The following is a 23,159-nucleotide window of genomic DNA, read 5'->3' as shown; positions in this document are numbered from 1 at the left end:
GCCGATACGCCGCGCATGCTCGAAGCGCTGCTCGTGCTCGCCTTCGTCGCGCTGCTCGGCGGCGCTGCGCTGGCGTGGAGCCTCGCCGGCATCGAGTCGCTGCTCGTCGCCGCGCTCTGGCTCATCGGCGCGGGCCTCGTGCTCGGTTTGCCGACGGGCTTCTGGTACCACGTCGAGCTGCGCCGCGTACTCGTCGCCGCAGGCGAGCTACCGCCGCGCTGGTGGCTGCACCCAACGCGCCTTCACGGCGCGATCCCGCCCGAGCGCTGGTGGCGGGTGATGAGCTGGTGCTATGCGGGCGCGCTCGGCTGGCTGATCTCGTTCGCGGGCTGCTGCGTGTTCGCGCTGGCGGCGGCCAAGCTGCTCGTCACGGAGTAACGCAATCCCGCGGGTGTCAGTCGCGCACGGCCAACTCGTGCACGAGGCGGCGCAGGAACTCGAGCCCGTCATAGAACTGCGCGACGCCGAGGCGCTCGTCGCGGCCGTGGGCGCGGTAGTCGTCGATGTCGTCGAACAGGCCCGAGACACCGTACGCAGGGATGCCGGCGAGGCGGAAGTAGGTGGAGTCGGTCGCGCCGGTGCCCATCGTCGGAATGACAGGCACGCCGGGCCACATCGCGTTCGAGATGCGCGTCACCGTGGCGAGGAACTTCGCGTCGACGCGCGCGGGCGCACTCGACTCGCGCTTGCGGGTTGCGGTGACTTCGATGCTCGCATCGGCGACCGCAGCCACGAGCGCGCGTTCCACGTCCGCCTGTTCGTGGCCCGGTAGCGCGCGGCAGTTCACCAGCGCGCGCGCCTCCTGCGGCAGCGCGTTCGGTGCATGGCCGCCGCTGATCTGCGTCGCGACGCACGTCGTGCGCAGCGTCGCGTTGTAGGTCGGATGCGCGGCGAGCTGGTTCGCCGCGGCGTCGTCGCGCGGATTCTTCGCGATCGCGGCCATCGCGCGCGCGTTCGCGCCGCTCTCGATGCGCGCGAGGCGCTCGAAGTACGCGCGCGTCACCTCGTTCAGCTGCGCAGGGAACGCGAGCGCGTCGACGCGCCCGAGCGCCGCGGCGAGGCGATAGATCGCGTTGCCCGGCGCGGGACGCGAGCTGTGGCCGCCTTTGTCGCGCGCGACGAGCTCGAAGTTCATGCTCGTCTTCTCCGCGGCCTGCAGCGCGAACTTCGCTTCCACGACGTCGAGATGCGCGAGCAGCAGCAGCGGCTTCTGCTTCGGCTCGCCGCGCGCACGCAGCCGCGCAACGAGGTTGCCTTTGCGCTCTGGCCCGAGCACGTGCACGTCGCGCTCGGGCACGCCCGCGGCGCGCAGCCGCTTCGCCATCGCCTCGGCCGCGCGCGTCGTCGAGCCCGTGCTCTGCGTCGTGTCGGTCTCGATCAGCTGCTCGTAGATCTCGCGCGCCAGCTGCTCGCGCGCGCTCAGCTCGCGCGCCTCGGCGCTCGCAGTGATTAGGGCGATCGCCAGCGCGACGGCTTGCGTGCGCCTCACCGCGCGAACTTCCCGCCCGCCGCGGCCCAGCGCTTCATCACCTCCTCGCCCTCCTTCGGGTTGTAGAGATCTTCCTGCAGGCTGAAGAGCCCGTTCCCCGCGTACTCGAGGATCGTCACGCAGCCGAAGCGGTAGACCTCGCTGCCGCCCTTCGGATCGGGCATCACCTGCCACGGGTAGTAGACGACGCGGTTGCCCTCGATCGCGTGCCACGCGACCGGGAACGTCATCATCGGCACCGGCTTCATCACGCGTGTGATCGCCGCACGAATTGCCTCGCGCCCTCGAAACGTGCCGAGGTGATGCTCGATCCAGACGCCGTCCTCGCTGTGCAGATCGGCCCACGCGCTCCAGTCACCCGAGTCGCCGACTGCGATGAAGTTCTTGTAGGCGGCTTCGACTTCGGAACGGGGGAAGGCGGGCATCGAGAACCTCCGTGCGAGTCGTGCCATCATCGCACGCCTCACACGGAGACCGAGATGAAGCTCGAGACGATCATCGTGGAACGCAGCGACGACGGCATCGTGACCGTCACGCTGAACCGGCCCGAGAAGAAGAACGCGATCAACGGGAAGATGTGGGACGAGCTGCTCGCCACCTTCCGCGAAGTGCGCGCGAGCGCGACGGATCGCGTGATGGTGCTGACCGGCGCGGGCGATGCGTTCTGCGGCGGCGCGGACCTGACGGCGGGTGGCAGCGACCCGCGCCACCAGCTCGACCGCATGCATCACTTCGGTTCCATCGGGCTCGCGCTGCACGAGATCACGAAGCCGTGCATCGCGAAGGTGAACGGCGTGGCGGTGGGCGCCGGGCTCAACATCGCGCTCGGCTGCGACCTGATCGTGGCCGGCGAGAGCGCGCGCTTCTCGGAAATCTTCGCGCAGCGCGGCCTCTCGATCGATCTCGGCGGTTCGTGGCTGCTGCCGCGCCTCGTGGGCATTCACAAGGCGAAGGAGCTGGCGCTGCTCGCGGAGATCGTGTCCGCGAAGGAAGCGGAGCGGATCGGCATCGTAAACCGCGTCGTGCCCGACGCCGAGCTCGACAAGTTCGTGGGTGAGTGGGCCGCGAAGCTCGCCGCCGGGCCGCCGATCGCGCTGCAGATGACGAAGCGCATGATCACGAGCGGGCTCACGATGAGCATGGGCGAGTCCTTGCACTGGGAGGCGATGGCGCAGACCGTCACCGGCGGCACGCAGGACACCGCCGAGGCGATGCGCGCGTTCGTGGAGAAGCGCAAGCCGCAGTTCAAGGGGCGCTAGCCCGAGTGAGCGCGAGCGGGTTGCGGGAGATGGCGCGGGCGCAGAGCACGGCGGATGCAGTCGGCGACGCTGCGCGTCGCGGCTGATCCGCTGTCGGGCTGCGTTCGGGTAGATGCGAGAGTTGGAGGTTGCAGATGAGCACGCCGAGCTTCGTCCGCACGCCTGACGCGAGCTTTCGCGACCTCCCGGGCTACGCCTTCGCGCCGCACTGGCTCGACTGGCGCGGGCTGCGCGTGCATCACCTCGACGAGGGGCCGCGCGGCGCGCCCGTGATGTTGTTATTGCACGGCGAGCCGAGCTGGTCGTACCTCTATCGCAACGTGATCCCTCGGCTCGTGGCGGCGGGTTACCGCTGCGTCGCGCCCGACCTCGTCGGCTTCGGCAAGAGCGACAAGGTCACGGACGACACCTGGTACGTGATCGAGCGCCACTGCGAGATGATGCGCTTCGTGATCGAAGCGCTCGATCTGCAGCGCATCACGCTCGTGTGCCAAGACTGGGGTGGACCGATCGGGCTCCGGCAGGCCGTCGACATGCCCGAGCGCTTCGAGCGTCTCGTCGTCGCGAATACGTGGCTGCACCACGAGGGCTTCGAGTACTCGCCGGGGATTCGCGGCTGGCGCGCGGCGGCGACCGATCCCGCGCGGCTCGGCGGCGACATGCCGACGGGCCGCATCGTCGCGGGCTCGATGCGCCGCCCCGGACACGATCTCGCGGCGCTCACGCGTGCCTACGACGCGCCGTTCAGCGGCGCCGCGAGCAAAGCCGGGGCGCGGCGCTTCCCGTTCTGCATCCCTTTCGGCGAGCCCGAGGCGGGAAACGCACGCGATCAGCAGCGTTGCTTCGATGCGCTGCGTGCCTATCCGCGGCCCGTGCACTTCGCCTTCGGCGATGCTGACGAAGTGTTCACGTGGAGCTGGGCGGAGCGCTGGCACTCGCTCGTGCCCGGCTCCACGCTCGATCGCATCGCGGGCGCGGGGCACTTCGTGCAGGAGGACGCGAGCGCGGACCTCGCGAGTGTGATCCTGCGGCGCGCGGGCAAGGCCGCTTAGATGCTCACGCTCGCGCAGCTCGCGCTGGCGGTGCGCGACTACGACGAGGCGATCGCGTGGTTCTCGCGCGCGCTCGGCTTCGCGCTCGTGGAGGACACGCCGCTCGGCGGCGAGAAGCGCTGGGTGGTGATGCGCCCGCCCGGCCCCGGCGGCGCAGACTTGTTACTGGCGCGCGCGGTGAACCCCGAGCAGGCGAGCCGCATCGGCAACCAGACGGGCGGCCGCGTGTTCTTGTTCCTCAACACCGACGACTTCTGGCGCGATCACGACGCTTTCGTCGCCCGCGGCGTGAAGTTCGTGGTGGCGCCGCACGACGAGGCGTACGGAACGGCGGCGGTGTTCGAGGACTTGTACGGCAACCGCTGGGACTTGATCGGGCGCCGCGCGTGAGCGGATTCGCGCTCAGCGCGATGGCGCGTGACGGCGCGGGCTGGATCGGCAGCTGGTCGCCGGGCATCGGCGACCCCACCGCCGCGGGTTGGCTCGCGACGCTCGGCTACTTCGCCGCGGCGTGGAGTTGTTACGGAGCGGCTCAGCGCATCGGGCCCGCGCTCCTGAGCGCGCAAATGCTGCGGCGCGAGAGTCGCATCTGGCAGATGCTCGCCGCGCTGCTCGCGGCGCTCGGCGTGAACAAGCAGCTCGACCTACAGAGCGCTCTCACCGAGCTGGGCCGCATCGCGGCGCGCAGCGGCGGGTGGTACGGCGAGCGGCGCGGCGTGCAGTTCGTGTTCATCGCCTGCATCGCGCTCGCCGGCGCCGCTGCTGCGATTGCTGCGCTCTGGACGGCGCGCCGGACATCCCCTCCGGTGCGCCTCGCCGTCGCCGGCGCACTCGCCATCCTCGCCTTCGTCGTCGTGCGCGCCGCGTCGTTTCATCATTTCGACATCGCGACGTCTCGTGAAGTACTCGGCCTGCGCGTCGGCTCGCTCGTCGAGCTCGCGGGAATCGCGGTCGTGCTCACCACAGCGGGCTGGCGGCAGCGTCAGCTGCGCGGCTGAACCCGCTCGCCCGCGCCGCCGCTAGCGCGTCGACTTCACTCGGCTGCGCCTCGCTGCGCGCTCCGCTTGCAGCGGTGCGATCACGAATGCACTCGCGTCGGTGAGCGAATGTGCGAGCGCGTTTGCTGCGAGGTCGTTCGTCCAGAGAAAGAACAGCGTGAGCACGGCGCTCGTGAGCGTGAGGGACACGACGGCGCCAGCTCCCCAGAACGGCCCGTGGAGAATCGCGAACACGAGCGTCGAAACGACCGCGGCCACGAGCGGACTCGCCCCGAGCTCCGCGAGCTCGGCGAGTGCGACGGCGCGGAACAGCGTCTCTTCGACGACGCCCGCCGTAATGACTGCGAAGACACGGTAGGCGAGCGGAAGTGCGAGCAGCCTCTCGATGCCTGCGCCAAAGCCGCCGAGGCCGAGCGCGGAGACGACGCGCAGGCTGAGCGGCACGGCGATCCAGCGCAGCAACGCGAAGAGCAGCGCCGCTCGAACGAGCGAGGCCGGAGCGAGGTTCGAGAGACCGAGCGCAGCGAGAGGCAGCTGTTGCCACGCGAGCGCGATCGCGAGCGCCGCGGCGCACAGAACCCAGAGCAGCGCGTTGCCGAGAATTCCCGCGCGCAGGCCGTAGGGCGCGCCGAGCACGCGGCTCGCCGGGCTCACGAGCAGCGTCGTGCCGCCGTAGACGAGCGCGAGCACGAGCCAGGGCGCAGTCGACTCCATGCGCGAACTCCTCGCGACGGCATTGCGCGCGTGCCACCGTCGCGCGCTCGAGGCGAGGAGCTTCTCACATGTTCGAGCTCACGGGGCGCGTCGCGCTCGTCACCGGCGCGGGGCAGAACCAGGGCGCGGGCATCGCACGCGCTCTCGCGAAGCAGGGCGCAGCGGTTGCGGTGAACGATCTGCGCCCCGAGCGCGCCGAGGCGGTGGCGGGGGAGATTCGCGCCGCGGGCGCGCGCGCGATCGCAGCGCCGTTCGACGTGACGAGCTTCGAGGCCGTAACAACTGGCGTCGCGCGCGTCGCGAGCGAGATCGGTGCGATCGACACGCTCGTGAACAATGCCGGCATCCCCGACGGCATCGGCGTCGCGCAGTTCCGCACCACGCAGCCCGAGGCGTGGCGCCCCTACATCGACGTGAACATCTACGGCGTGATGAACTGCATTCGCGCCGTGCTCGACGGCATGCGCGAGCGGCGCTTCGGGCGAATCGTCACGATTGCCTCGGGCGCGGGGCAAGCGGGCCTCGCGATGGGCGTCTCCGCCTACGCCGCGGGCAAGGGCGGGCAGATCGCGTTCATGCGCCACATCGCGCTCGAGAACGCGAGCGCCGGCATCACCGCGAACACGCTCGCGCTCGGCCTGATGTCGAACGCGGGCGGCAGCGACGTGACGGCGGCGCTCGCGAAGACGGTGCCGGTCGGCCGCCTCGGCACGCCGGACGACGTCGGCGCCGCGTGCGTCTTCCTCGCATCGATCGAAGCAAGCTGGCTCACCGGCCAAACGATCGGGCTCAACGGGGTAAATCTGACGTCTTAGGTCTGCCGAGATGCAGGTGTGAAGCGACCACGAGGTTCACGGTTTCCCTTGTTTACTTCGCATTCGCCTCCGAAGACTCCGGCGAATGCTGCGCGCTTCGCTTGCAGCCTCGGCCGACCCGCTCTGGAGGATCGTTCGTCTCCGAGGTCGTCCCAGCATTCGCTGCGGCGCGTCAGCCAGCCAGGCCTGCTTGGCATTCCCACCCGCTCGCGGCAGCCGGGCTCACTCCCGGATCCACCCCGGGAGGCAGCCGCTCGTGCGGCATTCTTCTTCGAGGCCGGTTGTTAGGTAGTCGCGGGCGGCGGTGAGCTGTCGCTCGATCTCTGCGAACTCTTCGTCGACTTGGTCGCACGGGACGGTTTCGCGCAGCCCCGTGCGTTCGTTCTCGCGATTGACGCCGTAGCCCCTGTTGCACCACTTGACGGCCTGCAGGGCGTGGGCGCGCGCCATCTCGAGGTCCGCGACGCTCTGCACGGCGTCGCTCTTCTTCTTGCGCCAACTCGCTTCGGCTGCGGCAGTCGTTGCGGCTGCCGCAGGAGAGGCGCGGCGCGGTGCGGTGATCGAGCCGGGGCGAGCAGACGCGAGCGGCGCCGAGGCCGCTTCGACTTTCTGGAACGAACCGTCCTTCGCGGCGTGCGGCGCTGCGTGCGGACACTTCGACGCATCGCTCGTGAAGCGCACTTCGCCGTTGGGTCCCTTGCAGCGGAAGATCTCTGCCTCGGCGCTCGCGGCGTACAGGAGCCAGAGCAAGCTCGCGAGAAGGACGGCCCGCATCACGATCACTCCCTCCATGCCGCGGGCACGCCCGCTCGATTCGCCTCGTCTTCGAGCGCCTCGAGCTCGGCGGCGATCTCGGCGCGGCGCCGCGCGAGGTCTGCAGCGCGCACTTGGTCGAGCAGCACGCCGTTCGAGAGGTGTCGATCGAGCGCGGCGAGGTCGCGGCGCAGGCCACCGAAGCGCTCGCGCCACTCCTCGGCGTTTCCGCCTGCGCGGACGTGCTCGTTCGGGAAGAGCGTGATCACGCTCTCGCCGGGGTTGATCTGGAACGTGAAGTTGTTGAAAAAGCTCCCGCCGAGCAGGCCCACGTTCATCAAGTCGCTGAGCGAGCCGCGCACGTTCTCCACGCGCACGTCGCCCACTTCGACGCTCGACAGCGTGACGACCGGCGACTCGATCGTGCCGTTCGCCGTCGTGTAGACCTCGCGCGGCGTATCGGAGGTGACGTGAATGCCTGCGGCGTCGGCCACGTGCGCCGGCACGACGACATCGCTCGCGCCCGTGTCGACCAGGAACGGAGCGGTGACCGCGTCGTTGATGCGCACGTACACGAGCATCGCGTTGCCTTGCTTCTCGAACTTGATCTGGGCGCCGCTGCGAAACCCGCGCGTGCGCGAGGCGGCGAACTCGCCGGGCGCGCTCGCCACCGTCGCCGCCGGCGTGCGGCGCGGCGACTCGCTGCGCGCAGTGCGCTCCGCTTCGGCGCGCGCGTGCGCGGGCACCTGCGAGAGGTTCTGCGTGAAGTGCACCCGACCCTCGCCGTCGACCCAGCGATAAATCTCCGCGCTCGCGAGGGTCGCGAAGCTCGCGGCGAGCGCAGCAGTGGCGATGTGCGCACGGAAACGCATCGCAGCGACATCGGCCCCGTTGCGCGCGCGCTTGAGGTTGCGCAGCGCGAGTGCAGCCCGTGCGCAACGGGCGCGCAGGCTCGGTTTCGTCGCCGAAGCGGCGGGGCTAGCTTCGCCGCCGTGTTCAACCTCGGCTTCGGCGAAATGGCGCTGATCCTCGTGATCGCACTGCTGGTGTTCGGGCCCAACAAGCTGCCCGAGCTCGCGCGCAATCTCGGCAAGAGCCTCGGCGAGTTTCGGCGCGCCTCGAACGATCTGCGCCGCTCGATCATGGAGGCGGATCAGCCGCCGCCGCCGCCCGCGCCGCCGCGCGGCCCGGCAGACGAAGTCGCCGCGGCGCCGCTCCCGGCGAGCACGACCACGGAGGTCCCGACGCCTCCGCTCACGACGCCCGCGCCAGAGAAGGGCAACGGGCCGAGCGCCTAACACATGGACGACAAGGCGCTGCCGCTGACCGAGCACCTCGCGGAGCTGCGTGGGCGCATCGGCAAGATCCTGCTCGCGTGGGTGCTCGCGACCACGGCAGCGTGGTTCTACAGCGAAGAGATCTTCCGCGCGCTGCTCGAGCCCGCGATCACCGCGCTCGGTCCCGACGGCGGCAAGCTGCAGGCGATCTCGCCCGCCGAGATCTTCTTCACGTACCTGAAGACCGCGCTTCTCGTGGGCTTCGTAGCCGCGGCGCCGGTGGTGTTCTGGCAGATCTGGGCCTTCATCGCGCCGGGCCTCTACCCCTCCGAGAAGAAGGCGGCCTTGCCCTTCGTCGCCGTCTCCACCGCCCTCTTCGCGGGCGGTGCGCTGTTCGCGCACCAGCTCGTGTTCCCCAAAGTGTTCTCGTTCTTCGCGAGCTTCCGCTCCGACTTCGTCGACCCTTCGTGGGCGATGCGCGAGGTGTTCTCCCTGACAACCCAGCTGATCCTCGCCTTCGGCGTGTGCTTCGAGATGCCTGTCGTGGTGTTCTTCCTCGCGCTTTCCGGAATCGTGACGCCGCGGCAGCTGTTCGGCTGGACCAAGTACGCCGTGCTCGTCTCGTTCGTGATTGCGGCCGTGCTGACGCCGACGCCCGATGTCGTGACGCAGACGCTGCTCGCGGGCCCGCTCATCGCGCTTTACTTGCTCGGTGTCGCGGTGGCGTGGGTGGTGACGCCGCGGGCGAAGAGCGAAGAGAAGAGCGCGGTGGCGGCGCGTTAACGCGAGGCGCGCAGCCGCGCCGAAATGAGCTGATCGAAGTCCGTCCGAAGCCGATCGATCGTGTCGCTCCCTGGAACGCCTTGCATGAAGGTGCCGTGGTAGTAGCGGTGGGCCCAGCGCTCGCTGCCCCGCGGATCGCTCGCGCTCCGCTGCAGCTGCCGGAGACTCAGAGCGTCCACCCAAACGGTCTCAGGGTTCAATCGGACCGCACCGTTCTTCTGCTCGAGATGCTTACCCAGGACTTTCCTCAAACCATGGATCGTCTGCTTGACTGCATTCAGGCGAGCATCGGTCTTCGCTGCCGCTGTTGCCCGGCTCGTAACCTCTCGCTCTTCCGCCAGCTCTTGTAGACGCACGGGACGCCCGCCTCGCTCGATCAGCGACGCGAGAAACTCAGCCTGACGTGGCGCGCGGCTCGACAGTGCGATCTCGCGTCCGTCTGCGAGCTGAATGCGCGGCTGGCCGAACGTGAAGATGCGAACATCGAAGGGCCACCGGTCCGATCGGGCGTACTGCGAGGGGGGCCGCATGCGATGGAAGCGAGCAAGATCCGCTGCGGTTTCGACTTCTTCGTCGAGTAAGAAGCACCTGTCGATGAGGTCGCGGATGATCTCTCCCGGCCACATGAAGAAGTGTCGGTAGCGGTAGGAGTGGCCAATTCGCATTGCCGCGATCAGCGCCGCATCGCCCTTCAGAGCGTCCCTCTCGCGATAGTGCATGTGCGCACGAAAGAGCAGCGACGCCCATTCGAGTTGACGATTCCCGAGGTCGCGCGCGAACTCGGCGCCGCGATTGAGCGCTTCCCACGCGGCTTCGCGCTCGCCTGCGTGGTGCAACATCAACGCGCAGCCGACCCTGCACACGCCCTGGAAGTAGGGGACGCCCTTCACATCTGCAGACTGAATCGACTGACCACAGTCGCTGACCACGCCGGCACCCTGATCTTCGAGAAAACGAATCCAGGCGAGCATCCCGCGCCGATAGCTCTCGTCGATCGGAAGGGCAGTTGCAAGCAACGGCGTCAGCGCTTCGAGATGGGCGCGAGCGCCTGCCAGATCGCCAGCGCTACACGCAATCGACGCACCATGGCAGCGCAGAACGCCGTCCCAAATGTGCACCGCGTTCATCTCTGACGCCTTCAACCCCGCGTGTATGGCTCCGTGGCCTGCGGCGATCTCGCCGGTGTGGAGGTAGTGCGTCGCATCCACCAAGTGCTCCAGCACCAAAAGCTGTGGTGAGGATGGGCCAACTCGTCGGGCTGCGTGAAACCGTTCGCGCGTGAGGGAAGCGCCAGCCAGGTCACCCCGCCACGTCGCGTTCGTAACAAGAGCGAACGCCAGGCGCCCGCTGATCTCCGCGGTGGGATCCTCCTCGACCAGCTTCTCGGCGCGCGTTCTCCAATCTTCGATTCGAGGATGATTCGGCTGTCGGAATGCGAGGCCCATCAGGACGCCGCACACGATCGGAGCCCGGATGAGTCTCGGAAGGCGATCGAGCCCCTGCTCGCGATCGGGTGTCATCCACGAGAGCACTTCGTCCAACCCCTGCAGATCGCGATAGACGAAGATCTCAGCCTCGCAGAGCGCAGCGAGCGACCTCCATGCGCCGAGGTCGTCGTGCTGTGCTCGCGACAAATCGAACGCTCGCCGGAAGCGATCTCTCGCCAGAGCAGGCGCTCGCGTGAGAACGGCGATACCGCCCCAATAGGACAAGGCGAGGTCCTCGAGGAGTACTTCCTCTGGGATGGTCGAGACCCACCGTTCGATCGCATCGAATCGCCCCTGAGCGGCGAGTGGCCCCGCTTCCATCGTCAGAAGTTCCGACACCTCGGCCCAACGTCGCCGGCGAATTGCGCCCGCGACTCGATCTGTCTTCGCCACCCCGTCGTCGCCTCTCTACAGCGGCCCCATTTCGACTGTATCGCGATGCCGCCGACAACTACCCGAACTTCTACCTGAGAGCGTCATAGGGTGGCGCTGCGCGAAGCGCTGTGCTTCGAAGCAAACAACGAAGGACTATGACCTATGACCTCTGCCTCTTTCTGGCGACGAAGTGCGTCGGTCTCAATTGCCGGCGCGATCCTCTGGGTTGGCGTTCCTGCGAGCGCGGTCGAAGGCTGGCAGTCGACCGGATCGATGAGCGAGACGCGCCTCTTGGACTCCTGGCACGGCGGTGTCGCAGTCACGCTCAGTGATGGAAGGGTGTTCGTTGCCGGAGGACGAGACATCGGGCCCAACGGGACGATCGCAAGAGCCTCCGCCGAGATCTTCAACCCTTCATCGGGCACGTGGAGCTCAGCAGGCTCCATGTCGGTCCCTCGATGGGATCACACAGCCACGCTTCTCACGGATGGGCGCATTCTGCTGGCGGGTGGGAACTCTGCGTCCGGTTATGCGGAAGGGCACACAGCAAGCGCCGAGATTTTCGACCCGAGCGTCGAGGGATTCACATCTACGGGGTCGATGTCGGTTCCCCGGATGAATCACACGGCCGTTGTCCTTTCCGACGGACGCGTGCTGATATCTGGTGGCCGAAGCAGCAACTTTAACTACCTCGCCTCCGCGGAGATCTTCGATCCCGCGACCGGAGCATTCTCTCCCGCAGCATCCCCACCGGAAGCGAAGACTGGAGGCTTCGGCGTCCTGCTCGCAGACGGCCGCGTGCTGGTGACCGGCGGGATCGTTCCTTACGTCAGCACCAATACTGCGGCAGTCTACGACCCGGTTTCGAATTCGTGGATGTCTGTCGGCCCGATGACGACGATCCGGACCTATCACACCGCGACCCGGCTCGGGGATGGGCGCGTGCTGATCGTTGGGGGGGAGCGGATTCGCTGAGTCGGCGGCGCAGTCCAGCAGCGAGTTCTTCGACCCGTCCACCAATTCGTTCGTGGCTGCAGCATCCATGGCAGATGCGCGCGCGGGCCACGCGGCCGTCCTGCGCCCCGACGGACGCCTTCTTGTGGCGGGCGGCTTCGAGGGGACAGTGGTGAAGTCATCTGTGGAGATCTTCGATTCGAGCTTGGGTGTGTGGTCATCGATGGCTTCGATGGCGGAACCGCGAGCGGCTCTCTACGGCGCGGCACTGCATGATGGGCGAGTACTTGTGGCCGGGGGCTCCTCCCCTTCGGCACCTTTTTCGGCTCTCGCGAGCGCGGAGATCTTCGGTTCGACCGCACCCCCTCTCGAGCAACTCTGCCCTTGCGCGGGGCCATCAGGGTCGACGCTTCCGTGGAAGAACCACGGTCAGTACGTCTCATGCGTATCCCGGGCGTCCCAGACGTTCGTCACAAGCGGACTGATTACGGCGACGCAGAGGGCTGCCCTCGTTGCAGCCTCTGCGAGCTCATCGTGCGGGCGCTGATCTAGCGAGCCGGGCGGCGCGTGCGACCGCGCCGCCCGGCTGTGCGGCCTCAGTCCCTACAATCGCAGCACGCGCGCCACGATCTCGTCCCTCGCGCGCACCGCATCCACGCGCATCGCGCACTCGATCTCGGCGCCGAGCGCTAGCGCGGGCGGCACTTCGATCGTGCGCAGCACTCCGCGCTGAATCGTGGGCACGATGTGCAGGCGCTCGAAGCCGAGCGTGCTCTCGTCGACGAGCGAGAGAACCGTCAGCGGATCGTGCAGGAACGCGGCGTTGTCGGGCGCGAGCGTGCCGCCCATTCCCGTGAACAGCTCGATCTGCCGCGGCGTCCAGCGTGAGATCAGGCGCGCGAGGATGCGCGGCACCGCGCGCGGCGAGGCGGCGAACGCGGCACGCTGCGCCTCGGTCATCCACACCTGAAGCGTCACGTCGGCCGTAACGAGCCGCGTGTTGAAGCCGGCGCCGAGCACCATCACCGCGGACTCGGGGTCGCTGCACAGGTTGTAGTCGATGCCGGGCGGCACGACTTTCTCGCCGATCGCGACGCGGCGGATGTGGCCGCCCATGATCGTGAGCCGCGCGACGCGCTTCGGCAGCTTCGGGTCGAGCGCGAGCGCGTGGGCGAGGTTCGTGAGCGGGCCGACGAACACCAGCTCGAGGCCCGGCTCCTCGCGCGCGGCGCGCACGATGCGCTCTGGCGCGGGCTCCGCGCTGATCGCGACCGCGGGGCCGTCGCCGTAGCTCTCCATGTCGATCGGATACTCGCGGCGCCGCACGAGCGGCTGCGCGACGCCCGCGCACAGATCGATCTCGCTGCGGCCCGCCTCTGCGAGCAGACGCCCCGCACCCCAAGCGCGGGCGCGCGTGTCGCCGGAGACCGTGGTGATCGCGACGACGCGCAGCCGCTCGGGCGCCGAGAGCAGCAGCGTGAGCGCGACGGCGTCGTCGACGTCGCCGGAGATGTCGGTGTCGAAGAGAACGGGGGTCGGCTGCATGTGACGGACGGTGCGGGAGTGGGCGCGGCGCGTCGAGGCGGTCCGAAGCGGGGACGTTCCGAAAGAAAGTAAAGCTGGCTTTCTTTACTTACTTGCGGAACGTCCCCGGGCTTGGGCGCCCCTGGGGCTTGGGCGCCCCCTAGAGCAGCGCCAGCGTCGCCTCTCGCCGGCGCGCGGCGGTGGCTTCGGGCGTCTCCGGCTCGCGGCGCTCGTCGGGCTCGATGCGGAAGATCGCTTCGCCCTTCTTCACGACGCTGCCGTCTTTGCCCGCCATCAGGCTCTTCACCACGGTGCCGCTGAACGGCGCGAGCACCTTGTTGAACATCTTCATCACCTCGATCACGAACAGCGGCTGGCCCGCCTCGAAGTGCCCGCCCTCTTCGACGAGCGGCGGTAGGTGCGGCGCCTCGCGCGCGTAGAACGTGCCGCCCATCGGCGTGACGATCTCGTCGCTCGCGGCCGCCGGCGGCGGCGCGAGCGCGCGCGCGAGCTCGGCCGCGTGCTTCGCGTCGAGGAACTGCGGCGGTAACACGGGCTGCAGCTGGTCGTCGACCGTGATGCCGAGGAACCCGGACTTCGCGCCGGCGCGCGGCACGAGCAGTAACAACTCGCTACCGAGCTGGAAGCCGCGGTGCGAAGCGATGCAGCGGCGCCAGAGCGCTTCGTCGCCGCCGCACAGCTTCTTGTTGGGCTTGCCCGCGAACAGAGCGTCGAGCTCCTTGGCGCCCGCGGCGCCGGTGCGCGCCTCGACTTCGGCGTAGAACGCGCGCGCGGCGTCGAGGATCTCGGCGTCGTGCTCCCAGATCTGCTCCGCGGGCGGCTTGTCGGCACGCGCTTCGAGATCGAGGAAGTGGTAGAGCTCCTCGAGGAAGCGGACGGGGTTCGCGACGAAGCGCGGCCTACCGTTCTCGACCGCCCACAGCTCGCCGTCGAAGCGTCCGAGGAAGCCGCCGAGCACGTGCGCGTTCGCGAACAAGCGCGCGAGAGGGCGCTTCAGCAGCGTCTCCTTCGCGTCGAGCGCGGCGCGCGCCTCTTTGTCCGACTTCTTCGCGATCGCATCGAAGGCGAGGTCGAGGTCGATGTCGTCGACGGTCTTGCGCAGCGCGCCGACGGCGCCGAGGTACGAGGTCATGAAGCGCGTGGTCGGCTCGGCCATCACGCCGCGGCCGAGGAACCACTGGATCAGGCCGTAGTGCACCTCGAGGTTCGTCTGCACGTCGTCGCCGCGCAGCTCGGTGCGGCGCAGAATCTCGGCCATGCGCTCGTAGTTCTCGCGCCGCGAGTCGCCGGCGCACAGGAGCAGCGCGATGTTCGAGTCGTACGCGCCCGCGACGTTGTAGTAGACGAACGAGCGCGTGTCGGGATTGCGCAGGCCGATGCCCTGGTCGAAGCGAATCTCGCCGCTCGTCGGCGGCGACCAGATCTTGATCAGGCCGCCCGCGTGCGGCTGCAGCGCCGCGTTCGTCGCGTTGATGCGCACTTCGAGGCCCGAGAGATTGCGGACGACGCGCTCGGGCTTCGGTACGCGCGGGCCGTGCGCGGCGAGCAGCGCCATCGCCTCGATCAGCTCGTCGACGTAGAAGAACTCGGTCTTCTTCTTCGGATTCGTGAACTTGAGCCGGTACGCGAGCTCCGTGACCACGTGCTCCACCTGGATGCGCGTGTTCATCTCCATGAAGAAGTGATTGAAGCCTTCGATGATGCACTCGAAGGTCGAAACCGAGTTGAGGCCGGTCGCGGCGCCGAACTTCTCGCTCTCGGCCTCCATGCGCGCGAGGTACTCGAGATCGCCCTGCAGCGTCTTCTTCGTCGCGCCCTTCGCGCTCTTCAGCTCGTGCTCGAGCAGCTCCTTGGTCAGCGACACCTCGACCAGCTTCTGCTCGTGCATCTGCACCGAGCAGTCGCGCCCGCCGAGCGAGAGGCACCACTCGCCGTTGCCGATCAGCTGAATCTCGTTGTGGCGCGTCTTCTCGATGTTGAGCTCGATCAAGAAGTTCCGGTTCGAGCCCTTCTCGATCACCTTCGACTCGGCGCACACGTCCATCACGGCCGCCGCCACTTCTTCGGGCTTCGCGACCACGCGCTGGCCTTTGCCGCCGCCGCCGCCGATGTACTTGAAGCGAATGCGGTGCTTCGGGAACTCGGCCCAGATCTCGGCGCACTGCGCCTCGGCCTGCGCCTGCAAGTCCGCGATCGTCACGAGCTCAGCGGTCCGCGCGTAGCCCGCCTGCAGTAACTGCTCCGCGTTCTCGTGGAGCGACTGCTTCGCGTCGTACTTGAACCCGAGGCGGTGCTTCTTCGCAGCGGCTTCGAGCCCCGCGCGGTTCTTCGCCTTCGCGACGAGCGCGCGCGCCGACACGTCGTCGATGCCCGGGATCACCGCGTTGCCGAGGCCGCGCGCGAGCTTCTTTGCCTCGTCCTTCGCGCCGGCGCGCTTCAGCACGCTCGACGCGGGGCCCATGAAGCCGACGCCGGCCGCCTCGATCGCTTCCACGAACTCCGCGTCCTCGGCCATGAAGCCGTAACCCGCGAAGATGTGCGTGTATCCGTGATCCATCGCGATCGCGACGATCTCGCGGATGCGCTTCTGCTTCTGCTCCTGGCCCGCGCCCATGTAGTCCTGAACGCGGTGGACGTTGTTCGGGAACTTGAACGCGCGCAGCTCAGGCGCGAGGCAGCGCGGGTAGACGACCGAGTCCTTCTCCGACAGGAGCATTCCGTACTCGCGCACGCCGATCTGGTCGAAGACCTGGAACGCTTCCATGCGCACGGGCCCGCGGCACACCACGAGCACCTTCAAGTGCGTGAGCGAAAGCGAGCGCAGCCACTCGCTCTCCGACTGATCGAAGCGCCCGCGGACGAGATTCTGATCCAGCACTATTCGAACTCCCGCTGGACGCCGCCCATCGGCGACGGCTGGTAGGTGCGCATCAGGAAGGCGAGGTGCTCGCCGAGCACGCGGCGCGTCGTGCCGGGCAGCACGATGCGCGACACGCTGCCGAGCGCGAGCGCTTCCTTCGGGTTCATCAGCTCGCGCTCGTAGCGCTCGTTGATCTTCAGCAGCGCCGCGTCGCGCGTGCGCTTCGCCTCGGCCTCGGACGCGCCGCTCGCGAGCGCCTTGCGGTACGCGTCGTCGAGGGCGCGAATCTCGTCCTTGAACACGAACTCGCGCCCGCCGCCGGGGCCCATCACGGCGATGCGCGCGTGCGGCATCGCGAACACGGCGTCGGCGCCGATGAAGTGCGAGTTGTATGCGGCGTACGCGCCGCCGAACGCGTTGCGAATGATCAGCGTCATCGAGGGCACGCGAACGTCGACGATCGCGTCGAGCAAGCGGCGGCCTTCGAGGATGATCCCGCGCGACTCCTGCTCGCGGCCCGGCGTGAAGCCCGACACGTCCTCGAGGAAGATCAGCGGGATGTTGTAGACGTTGCAGAAGCGGATGAAGCGGGTGGCCTTGCGCGCCGCGTCGACGTCGATCTGCCCGCTGCCCACCGCCGAGTTGTTCGCGACGAAGCCGGCCACGTGGCCGCCCATGCGCCCGAACGCGGTGATCATGTTGCGCGCGCGCAGCGGCTGCAGCTCGAAGTACTCGCCGTGGTCGACGATCTGCTGCAGGAACAGCGTCACGTCGAGCGGCGCGTTCATGCCGGCCGGCGAGTCGAACGTCTTGCGGAAGAGAATGTCCTCTTCGAGCGTGAAGCGATCGATCGGATCGCTCGTGGGCGAGAACGGCGCGCCCTCGCGGTTGTTGTTCGGTAGGTACGAGAGCAGGCGCAGCGCCGTGCGCAGCGAGCCCACTTCGTCGGTGGTCACGAGATCGCACACGCCGTTCAGCGCGTGCACGCCGGGGCCGCCGAGCGCGTCGGCGGTGATGTCCTCGCCGAGGGAGCTCTTCACCACGCCCGGGCCGGTCAGGCCGATGAACGTGTCCGCGCACTGGATCATGAACGAGCCTTGGCGCGGCAGATAGGCGCCGCCGCCGGCGTTGTATCCGAACATCAAGCTGATCGTGGGCACGATGCCGGAGATGCGGCGCAGCGCGGCGAAGGCCTCGCTGTAGCCGTCGAGCCCGCCGACGCCCGCAGGCACGAAGGCGCCCGCGGAGTCGTTCATGCCGATCAGCGGGATGCCGCGCTCGGCTGCCATGGTGATCAGCCGCGCGAGCTTGGCGCCGTTGGTGGAGTCCATCGAGCCGGCGCGCAGGGTGAAGTCGTGGCCGTAGACCGCGACGTCGCGCTCGCCGATGCGCAGGATGCCCGTCACCAGCGAGGCGCCGTCGAGCGCGCGGCCCCAGTTCTGCCACATCAGGTTCGGCTCGCTCTTCGTGAGCACCTTGATGCGCTCGAACACGGTCATGCGGTTCTTCGCGTGCTGCACGCGCACGCGCGCGAGGCCACCGCCGCGCAAGGGCCGCACGGTGAGCTCGCGGCCGAGCGCGAGCGCCTCCTCGTAGAGCGCTGCCGACGGGTGCGGCGAGCTGTTGTCGGCGGCCGCTGCTGCAGGCGGCGCGAGCGGGTTCTCTAGGCTGAACTTCGCGAGGGGCGCATCCATCGCTTCTTCTTTCGAGCTGGCGCCTCGCCCTGCGCTTCCGCTGCATTCGAGCGAACCAGCGCGCTGATTCCGGGGCAGGCGGGGTTGTTAGAGAGCGGAGATCTCGCCGAGGCGCGCGTTCAACCCCTCGCGATACTCCCGGATGTTCACGGGATTGCGCGCGACACCGCTCTCCATCGCTGCGAGCGCGACGGCCGGCGCCACATACGTGAGCACGCGCGGGTCGAACGGCTTCGGGATGATCGACTTGCGCCCGAACGCGAGGTCTTCGCCCGGATACGCGCGTCGCACGACTTCCGGCACGCCCTCCCCACGCCGCGCGAGCTCCGCCAGCGCGTGCACCGCGGCGAGCTTCATCGGCTCGTTGATGCGGCGCGCGCGCACGTCGAGCGCACCGCGGAAGATGAAGGGGAAGCCGAGCACGTTGTTGACTTGGTTGTGGTAGTCGCTGCGGCCGGTCGCCGTGATCGCGTCGGGCCTGACAGCTTCCACTTCCGGCGGCGTGATCTCCGGATCCGGGTTCGCCATCGCGAACACGATCGGCTCCGGCGCCATCTTCTTCACCATGTCCTGCGTCACGAGGCCCGCCTGGGAGAGGCCGACGAACACGTCTGCGCCGTCGAGCGCGTCGGCGAGCGTGCGCTTGTTCGTCTCCGCCGCGAACTCTTCCTTCTGCGGGGTCATGCCGTCCTTGCGGCCCTTGTAGATCACGCCCTTCGTATCGAGCAGCAGGATGTTCTCGCCGCGCACGCCGAGATCCCTGTAGAGCTTCGCGCACGCGATGCCGGAGGCGCCGGCGCCAGAGAACACGACGCGCATGTCTTCGAGCTTGCGCTTCGTGAGCAGCGCCGCGTTCAGCAGCGCGGCGCCCGAGATGATCGCGGTGCCGTGCTGGTCGTCGTGGAAGACGGGAATGTCTAGCGTCTCGACGAGGCGGCGCTCGATCTCGAAGCACTCGGGCGCGCGGATGTCTTCGAGGTTTATGCCGCCGAAGGTCGGCGCGATCATCTGGCAGAAGCGCACGATCTCGTCGGTATCGAGCGAGTCGACCTCGATGTCGAACACGTCGATGTCGGCGAAGCGCTTGAAGAGCACGCCCTTGCCTTCCATCACGGGCTTGCTGGCGAGGGCGCCGAGATTCCCGAGGCCGAGGATCGCGGTGCCGTTGGAGATGACCGCGACCAGATTGGCGCGCGCGGTGTAGCGGTAGGCGTCGTCGGGGTTCTTCGCGATCTCGAGCACCGGCGCGGCGACACCGGGGCTGTAAGCGAGGGAGAGATCGGCCGCGGTCCGCGTGGCCTTGGTGGGGACGACTTTGATCTTCCCCGGGCGCCCATCCTCGTGGTAGCGGAGCGCCTTCTCGGTCTCGTACGACAAAGCAATGACCTCAGGTCAGAAAGGGGGGAGGCGAAGGCAGTCGAGCATAGCCCGAGAAAGGGCGCGCTGACCCGGGGGAACGGCCCCGAAAGCGGGGCGCGGGGGCCCATCCGTGCCAGGCACGGAATGACGGGGCTCAGCCCTTCAGCAGCTCGCGTGCGATCACGACGCGCTGGATCTGGTTCGTGCCTTCGTAGATCTGCATCAGCTTCGCATCGCGCATCAGCTTCTCGACGGGGTACTCCTTCGTGTAGCCGTTGCCGCCGAACACCTGGACGGCGTCCGTCGACGCACGCATCGCGGTGTCGGTGGCGAAGCACTTCGCGAACGAGCTGAGCTTCGAGGCGGGGGCGCCGCGGTCGAGCGCCCAGGCGGACTGGTAAGTGAGCAGACGCGCGGCCTCGAGGTCCTTCGCCATGTCGGCAAGCAAGAACTGCACGGCCTGGAAGCCGCCGATCGGGGCGCCGAACGCTTTGCGCTCCTTGGCGTAGGCGACGCTCTCGTCGAGTGCGCGCCGCGTGATGCCGTTCGCGAGCGCGCCGATCGACGGGCGCGTGGTGTCGAGCGTCTTCATCGCGGTGCGGAAGCCCTCGCCTTCCTCGCCGAGGCGGTTCGCGGCGGGCACGCGCGCGCCGTCGAAGTGGAGCACGCGCGTGTCGCTCGCACGCTGCCCCATCTTGTCCTCCTTCTTGCCCGCCGTGACCCCCGGCGTCTTCGCCTCCATCACGAATGCGCACACGCCGTCGTGGCGCTTCGAGCCCTCGAGCCGCGCGAACACGGTGAACACGTCCGCAACGCCGCCGTTCGTGATCCAGCACTTCGTGCCGTTCAGCACGTAGTGATCGCCGTCGCGGCGCGCGGTGAGCGCCAGGCCCGCGACATCGGAGCCGGCACCGGGCTCCGAGAGGCAGAACGCGACCATCTCGAAGCGCTGCGTGAAGCGCCCGAGCCACTCACGCTTCTGCGCGTCGCTGCCCGCCACGAGGATCGGCGTGAGGCCGAGATCGTTGGCCATGATCGATGTGGTCATGCCCGCGCACGCCCAAGACAGCTCCTCGACCACGATCGAGGCGTCGAGCGCGCTGAGGCCGACGCCGCCGTACTCCGCCGGGATGTAGACGTGCGAGAGCCCGAGCTCCCACGCCTTGCGCATGATCCCCATCGGCATCTCGCCGCTCTGGTCGTGCGCCGCGGCGAGGGGCTTCATCTCGGTCTCCGCGAAGCGGCGCGCGGTGTCCTGGAGGGCGAGCTGTTCGTCGGAGAGAGCGAAGTCCATGCACGGGCCTTTCGGGCGCGGCGCGGACGCGCACCGCGAAGAATCGTTACGGGGGTGTCTGACGCTGCGTAACGATTCTCGCCGACGGGCGCGAGGCCGTTTCGCGCGCTTCAGGCCGCCGTCGCGACGAAGCCCATGCGCGCGGAGAGCTCTCGCGCGGCTGCGAGCACGTTCGGCATCACGTCGCTGTGGATGCGAGCCTCACTCGCGCGGAAGGCCGGGGCGGAGACGGAGATCGCGGCGACGACGGCGCCCGTCGCGTCGTGCACTGGCGCGGCGACGCAGCAGAGGCCCGGTGCGCACTCTTCGAGGTCGAGCGCCCAGCCTTGGGAGGCGACGGCGCGCAGGTGCTCGAAGAACTTGTCGCGGTCCGTGATCGTGGCCGGCGTGTGGGCGACGAGCTTGCCCGCCTTCACGCGCTCCTTGTCGAGCTGCGCGAGCGCCGCGGCGCTGCGAGACGCGAGCAGCACCTTGCCGAGCGCGGTGCAATGCGCCGCGAGCCGCTCGCCCGTGCGCAGGGACGTGGCGACGAGCTGCTTCGGCTGCTCGCCATCGAGGTGGACGACCTCGTAGCTCGAGAGCACGGCGATGTGCGCCGACTCGTGCGTGTCCTCGGCGAGCCGCGCGAGCACTGGGCGACCGAAGCGCAGCAGCGAGCGCGTCTCACTGAACGCCTGGCCGAGCGCGAGGCAGCTGCGGCCCAACCGATACTGCTCGGTCTCGGCGCACTGCTCGACGTAGCCCTGCTGCTGCAGCGTCGCGAGCAGCCGGAACACGTTGTTCTTGTGCAGCTTCAGCCGATCCGAGAGCTCGGTTACGCCGAGCTCACAGGTGCTTCCGCCGAACTCTTCGAGGAGACGGAAGGCATTCGCCACCGTCTGAATGACGTAGTCGCTCTTCGACCGTCGCATGGAAGGGGGGATCTCCGCGTCGGGTCTGCGGCCCAGACACCGGGCCAGATGGATGGGGCTAGGACCGGTTCTTGACCTTCTCCCAGTCCGCGAGGAACTGTTCGAGTCCGCTGTTCGTGAGCGGGTGCTTCACGAGCTGCTCGATCACCTTCGTCGGCATCGTGACGACGTGCGCGCCGATCTCGGCGGCCTGCACCACGTGGATCGGATGACGAACGCTCGCGACCAGCACCTGCGTCGCAAAGCCGTAGTTCCTGTAGATCGTGCAGATCGAGCGGATCAGGCCCATCCCGTCTTGCGAGATGTCGTCGAGCCGGCCGACGAACGGCGACGCGTACGTCGCACCCGCCTTCGCGGCCATCAGCGCCTGCGTCGGGCTGAAGATCAGCGTGCAGTTCGTCTGCACGCCCTGGTCCGAGAGGCGGCGGATCGCCTTCAGCCCTTCGAGCGTCATCGGCACCTTGATCACGATGTTCGGCGCGATGCGCTGCAGCTTCGCCGCCTCGGAGAGCATGCCGTCGCAGTCGAGCGCCGTGACCTCTGCGCTCACCGGGCCGTCCACGATCTTGGTGATGTCGCGCAGGATCTCCAGCGGGTCGCCGCTCTCCTTCGAGAGCAGGCTCGGGTTCGTCGTCACGCCGTCGAGCAGGCCGAGCGCCGCGGCTTCGCGGATCTCCTTCACGCTCGCGGTGTCGATGAAGAACTTCATGAAGGACGTCCTCGCTGTGAACGCGCGCCGCCGTGCAAGTGGGGAGTTCGTCGCCGGTGATGGCTGAACGTGGAGGGGAACCGCGCCGCTTGCTTCAGCTCTGCAACGCGCGGCATTTAACCGGCGCGCGAAATTCGTGTCAAGCGATCTCGTGCGGCTCCGACGAAAAAAACTGCGCGAAAGTTATTATGGAATCGCGAGCTCGCCGCGAAACGCCGCGAGCGCGCGTTTCACGGCGGATGCCCGATCGCCGCCACCGCGCCGCCGCCGACTTCGAAGCCACGGTCCCACTCCGCGCGGCGAAGCGCTGCTCGCTACGCCGCGCCCGCGGGGCGATCGCTCTCGAGCGTTTCGCCCTCGGACGCGAACATCTCGAAGATCAACAGGCCCACGCCGATCACGATGAACGAATCGGCGAAGTTGAAATCGGGCCAAGAGCGCCCACCCCACAGCACGACGTGCAAGAAGTCGACCACTTCGCCGTGGCGGAGGCGATCGAGAAGGTTTCCTGACGCGCCTCCGAGCAGCAGGCCGAGCGCGCATGCGGCGAGGCGCTCGTTCGGCTTCAGCTGACGGAACATCGAGATCACGAGCCCGAGCGCGAAGATCGTCATGCCGGGAAAGAAGTACGTGCGGAACCAGTCGGGCGCGTTCGCGAGCATGCTGAACGCGGCGCCGGGATTGCGAACGTGCGTGAGGTAGAAGAAGCCCTCGATCACGGGCGCCAGCTCGTAGCGCGCGAGGTGGTCGATCACGAGCTGCTTCGAGCCCACGTCGAGAGCGAACGCGACTGCGAGCGCGCTGAAGAAGAACTTGTGCTTCGCCTGCATC

At 68.3% G+C, this 23,159-nt stretch carries 24 protein-coding genes; 10 read left to right on the top strand and 14 right to left on the bottom strand.

What is annotated here, in order from left to right:
* Nucleotides 1-15: 15 nt before the first annotated feature.
* Nucleotides 16-378, top strand: a complete 363-nt coding sequence (locus FJ091_17440; protein ID MBM4385139.1) for a hypothetical protein — start codon at nucleotides 16-18, stop codon at nucleotides 376-378.
* Between the two features lie 16 nt (nucleotides 379-394).
* Here FJ091_17440 and FJ091_17435 read toward each other — a convergent pair whose 3' ends face one another.
* Together FJ091_17435 and FJ091_17430 are read right to left on the bottom strand one after the other, a co-directional pair.
* Nucleotides 395-1,519, bottom strand: a complete 1,125-nt coding sequence (locus FJ091_17435) for a M20/M25/M40 family metallo-hydrolase (GenBank protein ID MBM4385138.1) — start codon at nucleotides 1,517-1,519, stop codon at nucleotides 395-397.
* Nucleotides 1,486-1,914: a nuclear transport factor 2 family protein gene (locus FJ091_17430; protein ID MBM4385137.1), complete on the bottom strand. Its 429-nt coding sequence runs from the start codon at nucleotides 1,912-1,914 to the stop codon at nucleotides 1,486-1,488. Before FJ091_17430 ends, FJ091_17435 begins: the two co-directional genes overlap by 34 nt.
* 54 nt (nucleotides 1,915-1,968) lie before the next feature.
* On the opposite strand from FJ091_17430, the gene FJ091_17425 reads away from it, so the two are divergent.
* From FJ091_17425 to FJ091_17410, 4 genes are all read left to right on the top strand, one after another.
* On the top strand, nucleotides 1,969-2,748 hold the full coding sequence (locus FJ091_17425; protein MBM4385136.1) for an enoyl-CoA hydratase: 780 nt from the start codon (nucleotides 1,969-1,971) through the stop codon (nucleotides 2,746-2,748).
* A gap of 134 nt (nucleotides 2,749-2,882) precedes the next feature.
* Nucleotides 2,883-3,800: an alpha/beta fold hydrolase gene (locus FJ091_17420; protein MBM4385135.1), complete on the top strand. Its 918-nt coding sequence runs from the start codon at nucleotides 2,883-2,885 to the stop codon at nucleotides 3,798-3,800.
* Entirely contained in the window at nucleotides 3,801-4,190 is a 390-nt protein-coding gene (locus tag FJ091_17415) for a VOC family protein (protein ID MBM4385134.1), read from the top strand.
* Complete coding sequence (locus tag FJ091_17410) at nucleotides 4,187-4,798, top strand: hypothetical protein (protein ID MBM4385133.1); 612 nt, start codon at nucleotides 4,187-4,189, stop codon at nucleotides 4,796-4,798. Before FJ091_17415 ends, FJ091_17410 begins: the two co-directional genes overlap by 4 nt.
* Nucleotides 4,799-4,819: 21 nt before the next feature.
* Here FJ091_17410 and FJ091_17405 read toward each other — a convergent pair whose 3' ends face one another.
* Nucleotides 4,820-5,512 carry a CPBP family intramembrane metalloprotease gene (locus tag FJ091_17405; protein ID MBM4385132.1) on the bottom strand — a complete coding sequence of 231 codons (693 nt, stop codon included), beginning with the start codon at nucleotides 5,510-5,512 and terminating at the stop codon, nucleotides 4,820-4,822.
* A gap of 68 nt (nucleotides 5,513-5,580) precedes the next feature.
* Between FJ091_17405 and FJ091_17400 the strand changes: the two genes are divergently transcribed.
* Nucleotides 5,581-6,327, top strand: coding sequence for an SDR family oxidoreductase (locus FJ091_17400; protein ID MBM4385131.1), 747 nt, complete (start codon nucleotides 5,581-5,583; stop codon nucleotides 6,325-6,327).
* Between the two features lie 222 nt (nucleotides 6,328-6,549).
* Here FJ091_17400 and FJ091_17395 read toward each other — a convergent pair whose 3' ends face one another.
* Together FJ091_17395 and FJ091_17390 are read right to left on the bottom strand one after the other, a co-directional pair.
* A complete protein-coding gene (locus FJ091_17395; GenBank protein ID MBM4385130.1) occupies nucleotides 6,550-7,101 on the bottom strand; it encodes a hypothetical protein in 552 nt (183 codons plus the stop codon).
* Between the two features lie 5 nt (nucleotides 7,102-7,106).
* Complete coding sequence (locus FJ091_17390; GenBank protein ID MBM4385129.1) at nucleotides 7,107-7,952, bottom strand: TIGR02281 family clan AA aspartic protease; 846 nt, start codon at nucleotides 7,950-7,952, stop codon at nucleotides 7,107-7,109.
* 120 nt (nucleotides 7,953-8,072) lie between these two features.
* Here FJ091_17390 and FJ091_17385 point away from each other — a divergent pair, with 120 nt between their 5' ends.
* Together FJ091_17385 and tatC are read left to right on the top strand one after the other, a co-directional pair.
* Nucleotides 8,073-8,378, top strand: coding sequence for a twin-arginine translocase TatA/TatE family subunit (locus FJ091_17385; GenBank protein MBM4385128.1), 306 nt, complete (start codon nucleotides 8,073-8,075; stop codon nucleotides 8,376-8,378).
* Nucleotides 8,379-8,381: 3 nt separating this feature from the next.
* Nucleotides 8,382-9,140, top strand: coding sequence for a twin-arginine translocase subunit TatC (gene tatC / locus FJ091_17380; GenBank protein MBM4385127.1), 759 nt, complete (start codon nucleotides 8,382-8,384; stop codon nucleotides 9,138-9,140).
* Here tatC and FJ091_17375 read toward each other — a convergent pair.
* The gene (locus FJ091_17375; GenBank protein ID MBM4385126.1) at nucleotides 9,137-11,020 is read right to left on the bottom strand and encodes a helix-turn-helix domain-containing protein; all 1,884 of its coding nucleotides are present in this window, start codon (nucleotides 11,018-11,020) and stop codon (nucleotides 9,137-9,139) included. The two genes, tatC and FJ091_17375, sit on opposite strands and share 4 nt — an antisense overlap.
* Before the next feature lie 144 nt (nucleotides 11,021-11,164).
* Between FJ091_17375 and FJ091_17370 the strand changes: the two genes are divergently transcribed.
* Nucleotides 11,165-11,977, top strand: a complete 813-nt coding sequence (locus FJ091_17370) for a hypothetical protein (GenBank protein MBM4385125.1) — start codon at nucleotides 11,165-11,167, stop codon at nucleotides 11,975-11,977.
* Nucleotides 11,978-12,029: 52 nt separating this feature from the next.
* The gene (locus FJ091_17365) at nucleotides 12,030-12,503 is read left to right on the top strand and encodes a hypothetical protein (GenBank protein MBM4385124.1); all 474 of its coding nucleotides are present in this window, start codon (nucleotides 12,030-12,032) and stop codon (nucleotides 12,501-12,503) included.
* Between the two features lie 56 nt (nucleotides 12,504-12,559).
* Here the strand turns inward: FJ091_17365 and FJ091_17360 are convergent, their stop codons facing one another.
* From FJ091_17360 to lspA, 8 genes are all read right to left on the bottom strand, one after another.
* Nucleotides 12,560-13,501, bottom strand: coding sequence for a nucleoside hydrolase (locus tag FJ091_17360; protein ID MBM4385123.1), 942 nt, complete (start codon nucleotides 13,499-13,501; stop codon nucleotides 12,560-12,562).
* Between the two features lie 139 nt (nucleotides 13,502-13,640).
* Nucleotides 13,641-16,379 (bottom strand): biotin carboxylase, encoded by a 2,739-nt coding sequence (locus FJ091_17355; protein ID MBM4385122.1) that lies wholly within the window; start codon nucleotides 16,377-16,379, stop codon nucleotides 13,641-13,643.
* The gene (locus FJ091_17350; GenBank protein ID MBM4385121.1) at nucleotides 16,379-18,055 is read right to left on the bottom strand and encodes an acetyl-CoA carboxylase carboxyltransferase subunit; all 1,677 of its coding nucleotides are present in this window, start codon (nucleotides 18,053-18,055) and stop codon (nucleotides 16,379-16,381) included. Before FJ091_17350 ends, FJ091_17355 begins: the two co-directional genes overlap by 1 nt.
* Before the next feature lie 87 nt (nucleotides 18,056-18,142).
* On the bottom strand, nucleotides 18,143-19,432 hold the full coding sequence (locus FJ091_17345) for a hypothetical protein (protein MBM4385120.1): 1,290 nt from the start codon (nucleotides 19,430-19,432) through the stop codon (nucleotides 18,143-18,145).
* 136 nt (nucleotides 19,433-19,568) lie between these two features.
* Entirely contained in the window at nucleotides 19,569-20,708 is a 1,140-nt protein-coding gene (locus tag FJ091_17340; GenBank protein ID MBM4385119.1) for an acyl-CoA dehydrogenase family protein, read from the bottom strand.
* A 110-nt stretch (nucleotides 20,709-20,818) separates the two neighbouring features.
* Nucleotides 20,819-21,619, bottom strand: a complete 801-nt coding sequence (locus tag FJ091_17335; protein ID MBM4385118.1) for an IclR family transcriptional regulator — start codon at nucleotides 21,617-21,619, stop codon at nucleotides 20,819-20,821.
* Between the two features lie 58 nt (nucleotides 21,620-21,677).
* Entirely contained in the window at nucleotides 21,678-22,328 is a 651-nt protein-coding gene (gene fsa / locus FJ091_17330) for a fructose-6-phosphate aldolase (protein ID MBM4385117.1), read from the bottom strand.
* A 314-nt stretch (nucleotides 22,329-22,642) separates the two neighbouring features.
* Entirely contained in the window at nucleotides 22,643-23,158 is a 516-nt protein-coding gene (lspA, locus tag FJ091_17325; GenBank protein ID MBM4385116.1) for a signal peptidase II, read from the bottom strand.
* Between the last annotated feature and the right edge of the window lies 1 nt (nucleotide 23,159).

The sequence above is a fragment of the Deltaproteobacteria bacterium genome (assembly GCA_016875395.1).
In the GTDB taxonomy this organism is placed as follows: Bacteria; Myxococcota_A; UBA9160; order UBA9160; family UBA6930; genus VGRF01.
Note: the sequence above shows the minus strand (reverse complement) of the source record. Positions and strands in the feature narration are given on the sequence as shown.

Coding starts and splice junctions, on each gene's coding strand:
- FJ091_17400 (MBM4385131.1), top strand. CDS start 5,581: ATGTTCGAGCTCACGGGGCGCGTCGCGCTCGTCACCGGCGCGGGGCAG.
- FJ091_17370 (MBM4385125.1), top strand. CDS start 11,165: ATGACCTCTGCCTCTTTCTGGCGACGAAGTGCGTCGGTCTCAATTGCC.
- FJ091_17350 (MBM4385121.1), bottom strand. CDS start 18,055: ATGGATGCGCCCCTCGCGAAGTTCAGCCTAGAGAACCCGCTCGCGCCG.
- FJ091_17405 (MBM4385132.1), bottom strand. CDS start 5,512: ATGGAGTCGACTGCGCCCTGGCTCGTGCTCGCGCTCGTCTACGGCGGC.
- FJ091_17415 (MBM4385134.1), top strand. CDS start 3,801: ATGCTCACGCTCGCGCAGCTCGCGCTGGCGGTGCGCGACTACGACGAG.
- FJ091_17340 (MBM4385119.1), bottom strand. CDS start 20,708: ATGGACTTCGCTCTCTCCGACGAACAGCTCGCCCTCCAGGACACCGCG.
- FJ091_17360 (MBM4385123.1), bottom strand. CDS start 13,501: ATGCAGCCGACCCCCGTTCTCTTCGACACCGACATCTCCGGCGACGTC.
- FJ091_17335 (MBM4385118.1), bottom strand. CDS start 21,619: ATGCGACGGTCGAAGAGCGACTACGTCATTCAGACGGTGGCGAATGCC.
- FJ091_17420 (MBM4385135.1), top strand. CDS start 2,883: ATGAGCACGCCGAGCTTCGTCCGCACGCCTGACGCGAGCTTTCGCGAC.
- fsa (MBM4385117.1), bottom strand. CDS start 22,328: ATGAAGTTCTTCATCGACACCGCGAGCGTGAAGGAGATCCGCGAAGCC.
- FJ091_17390 (MBM4385129.1), bottom strand. CDS start 7,952: ATGCGTTTCCGTGCGCACATCGCCACTGCTGCGCTCGCCGCGAGCTTC.
- FJ091_17425 (MBM4385136.1), top strand. CDS start 1,969: ATGAAGCTCGAGACGATCATCGTGGAACGCAGCGACGACGGCATCGTG.
- lspA (MBM4385116.1), bottom strand. CDS start 23,158: ATGCAGGCGAAGCACAAGTTCTTCTTCAGCGCGCTCGCAGTCGCGTTC.
- tatC (MBM4385127.1), top strand. CDS start 8,382: ATGGACGACAAGGCGCTGCCGCTGACCGAGCACCTCGCGGAGCTGCGT.
- FJ091_17440 (MBM4385139.1), top strand. CDS start 16: ATGCTCGAAGCGCTGCTCGTGCTCGCCTTCGTCGCGCTGCTCGGCGGC.
- FJ091_17395 (MBM4385130.1), bottom strand. CDS start 7,101: ATGCGGGCCGTCCTTCTCGCGAGCTTGCTCTGGCTCCTGTACGCCGCG.
- FJ091_17430 (MBM4385137.1), bottom strand. CDS start 1,914: ATGCCCGCCTTCCCCCGTTCCGAAGTCGAAGCCGCCTACAAGAACTTC.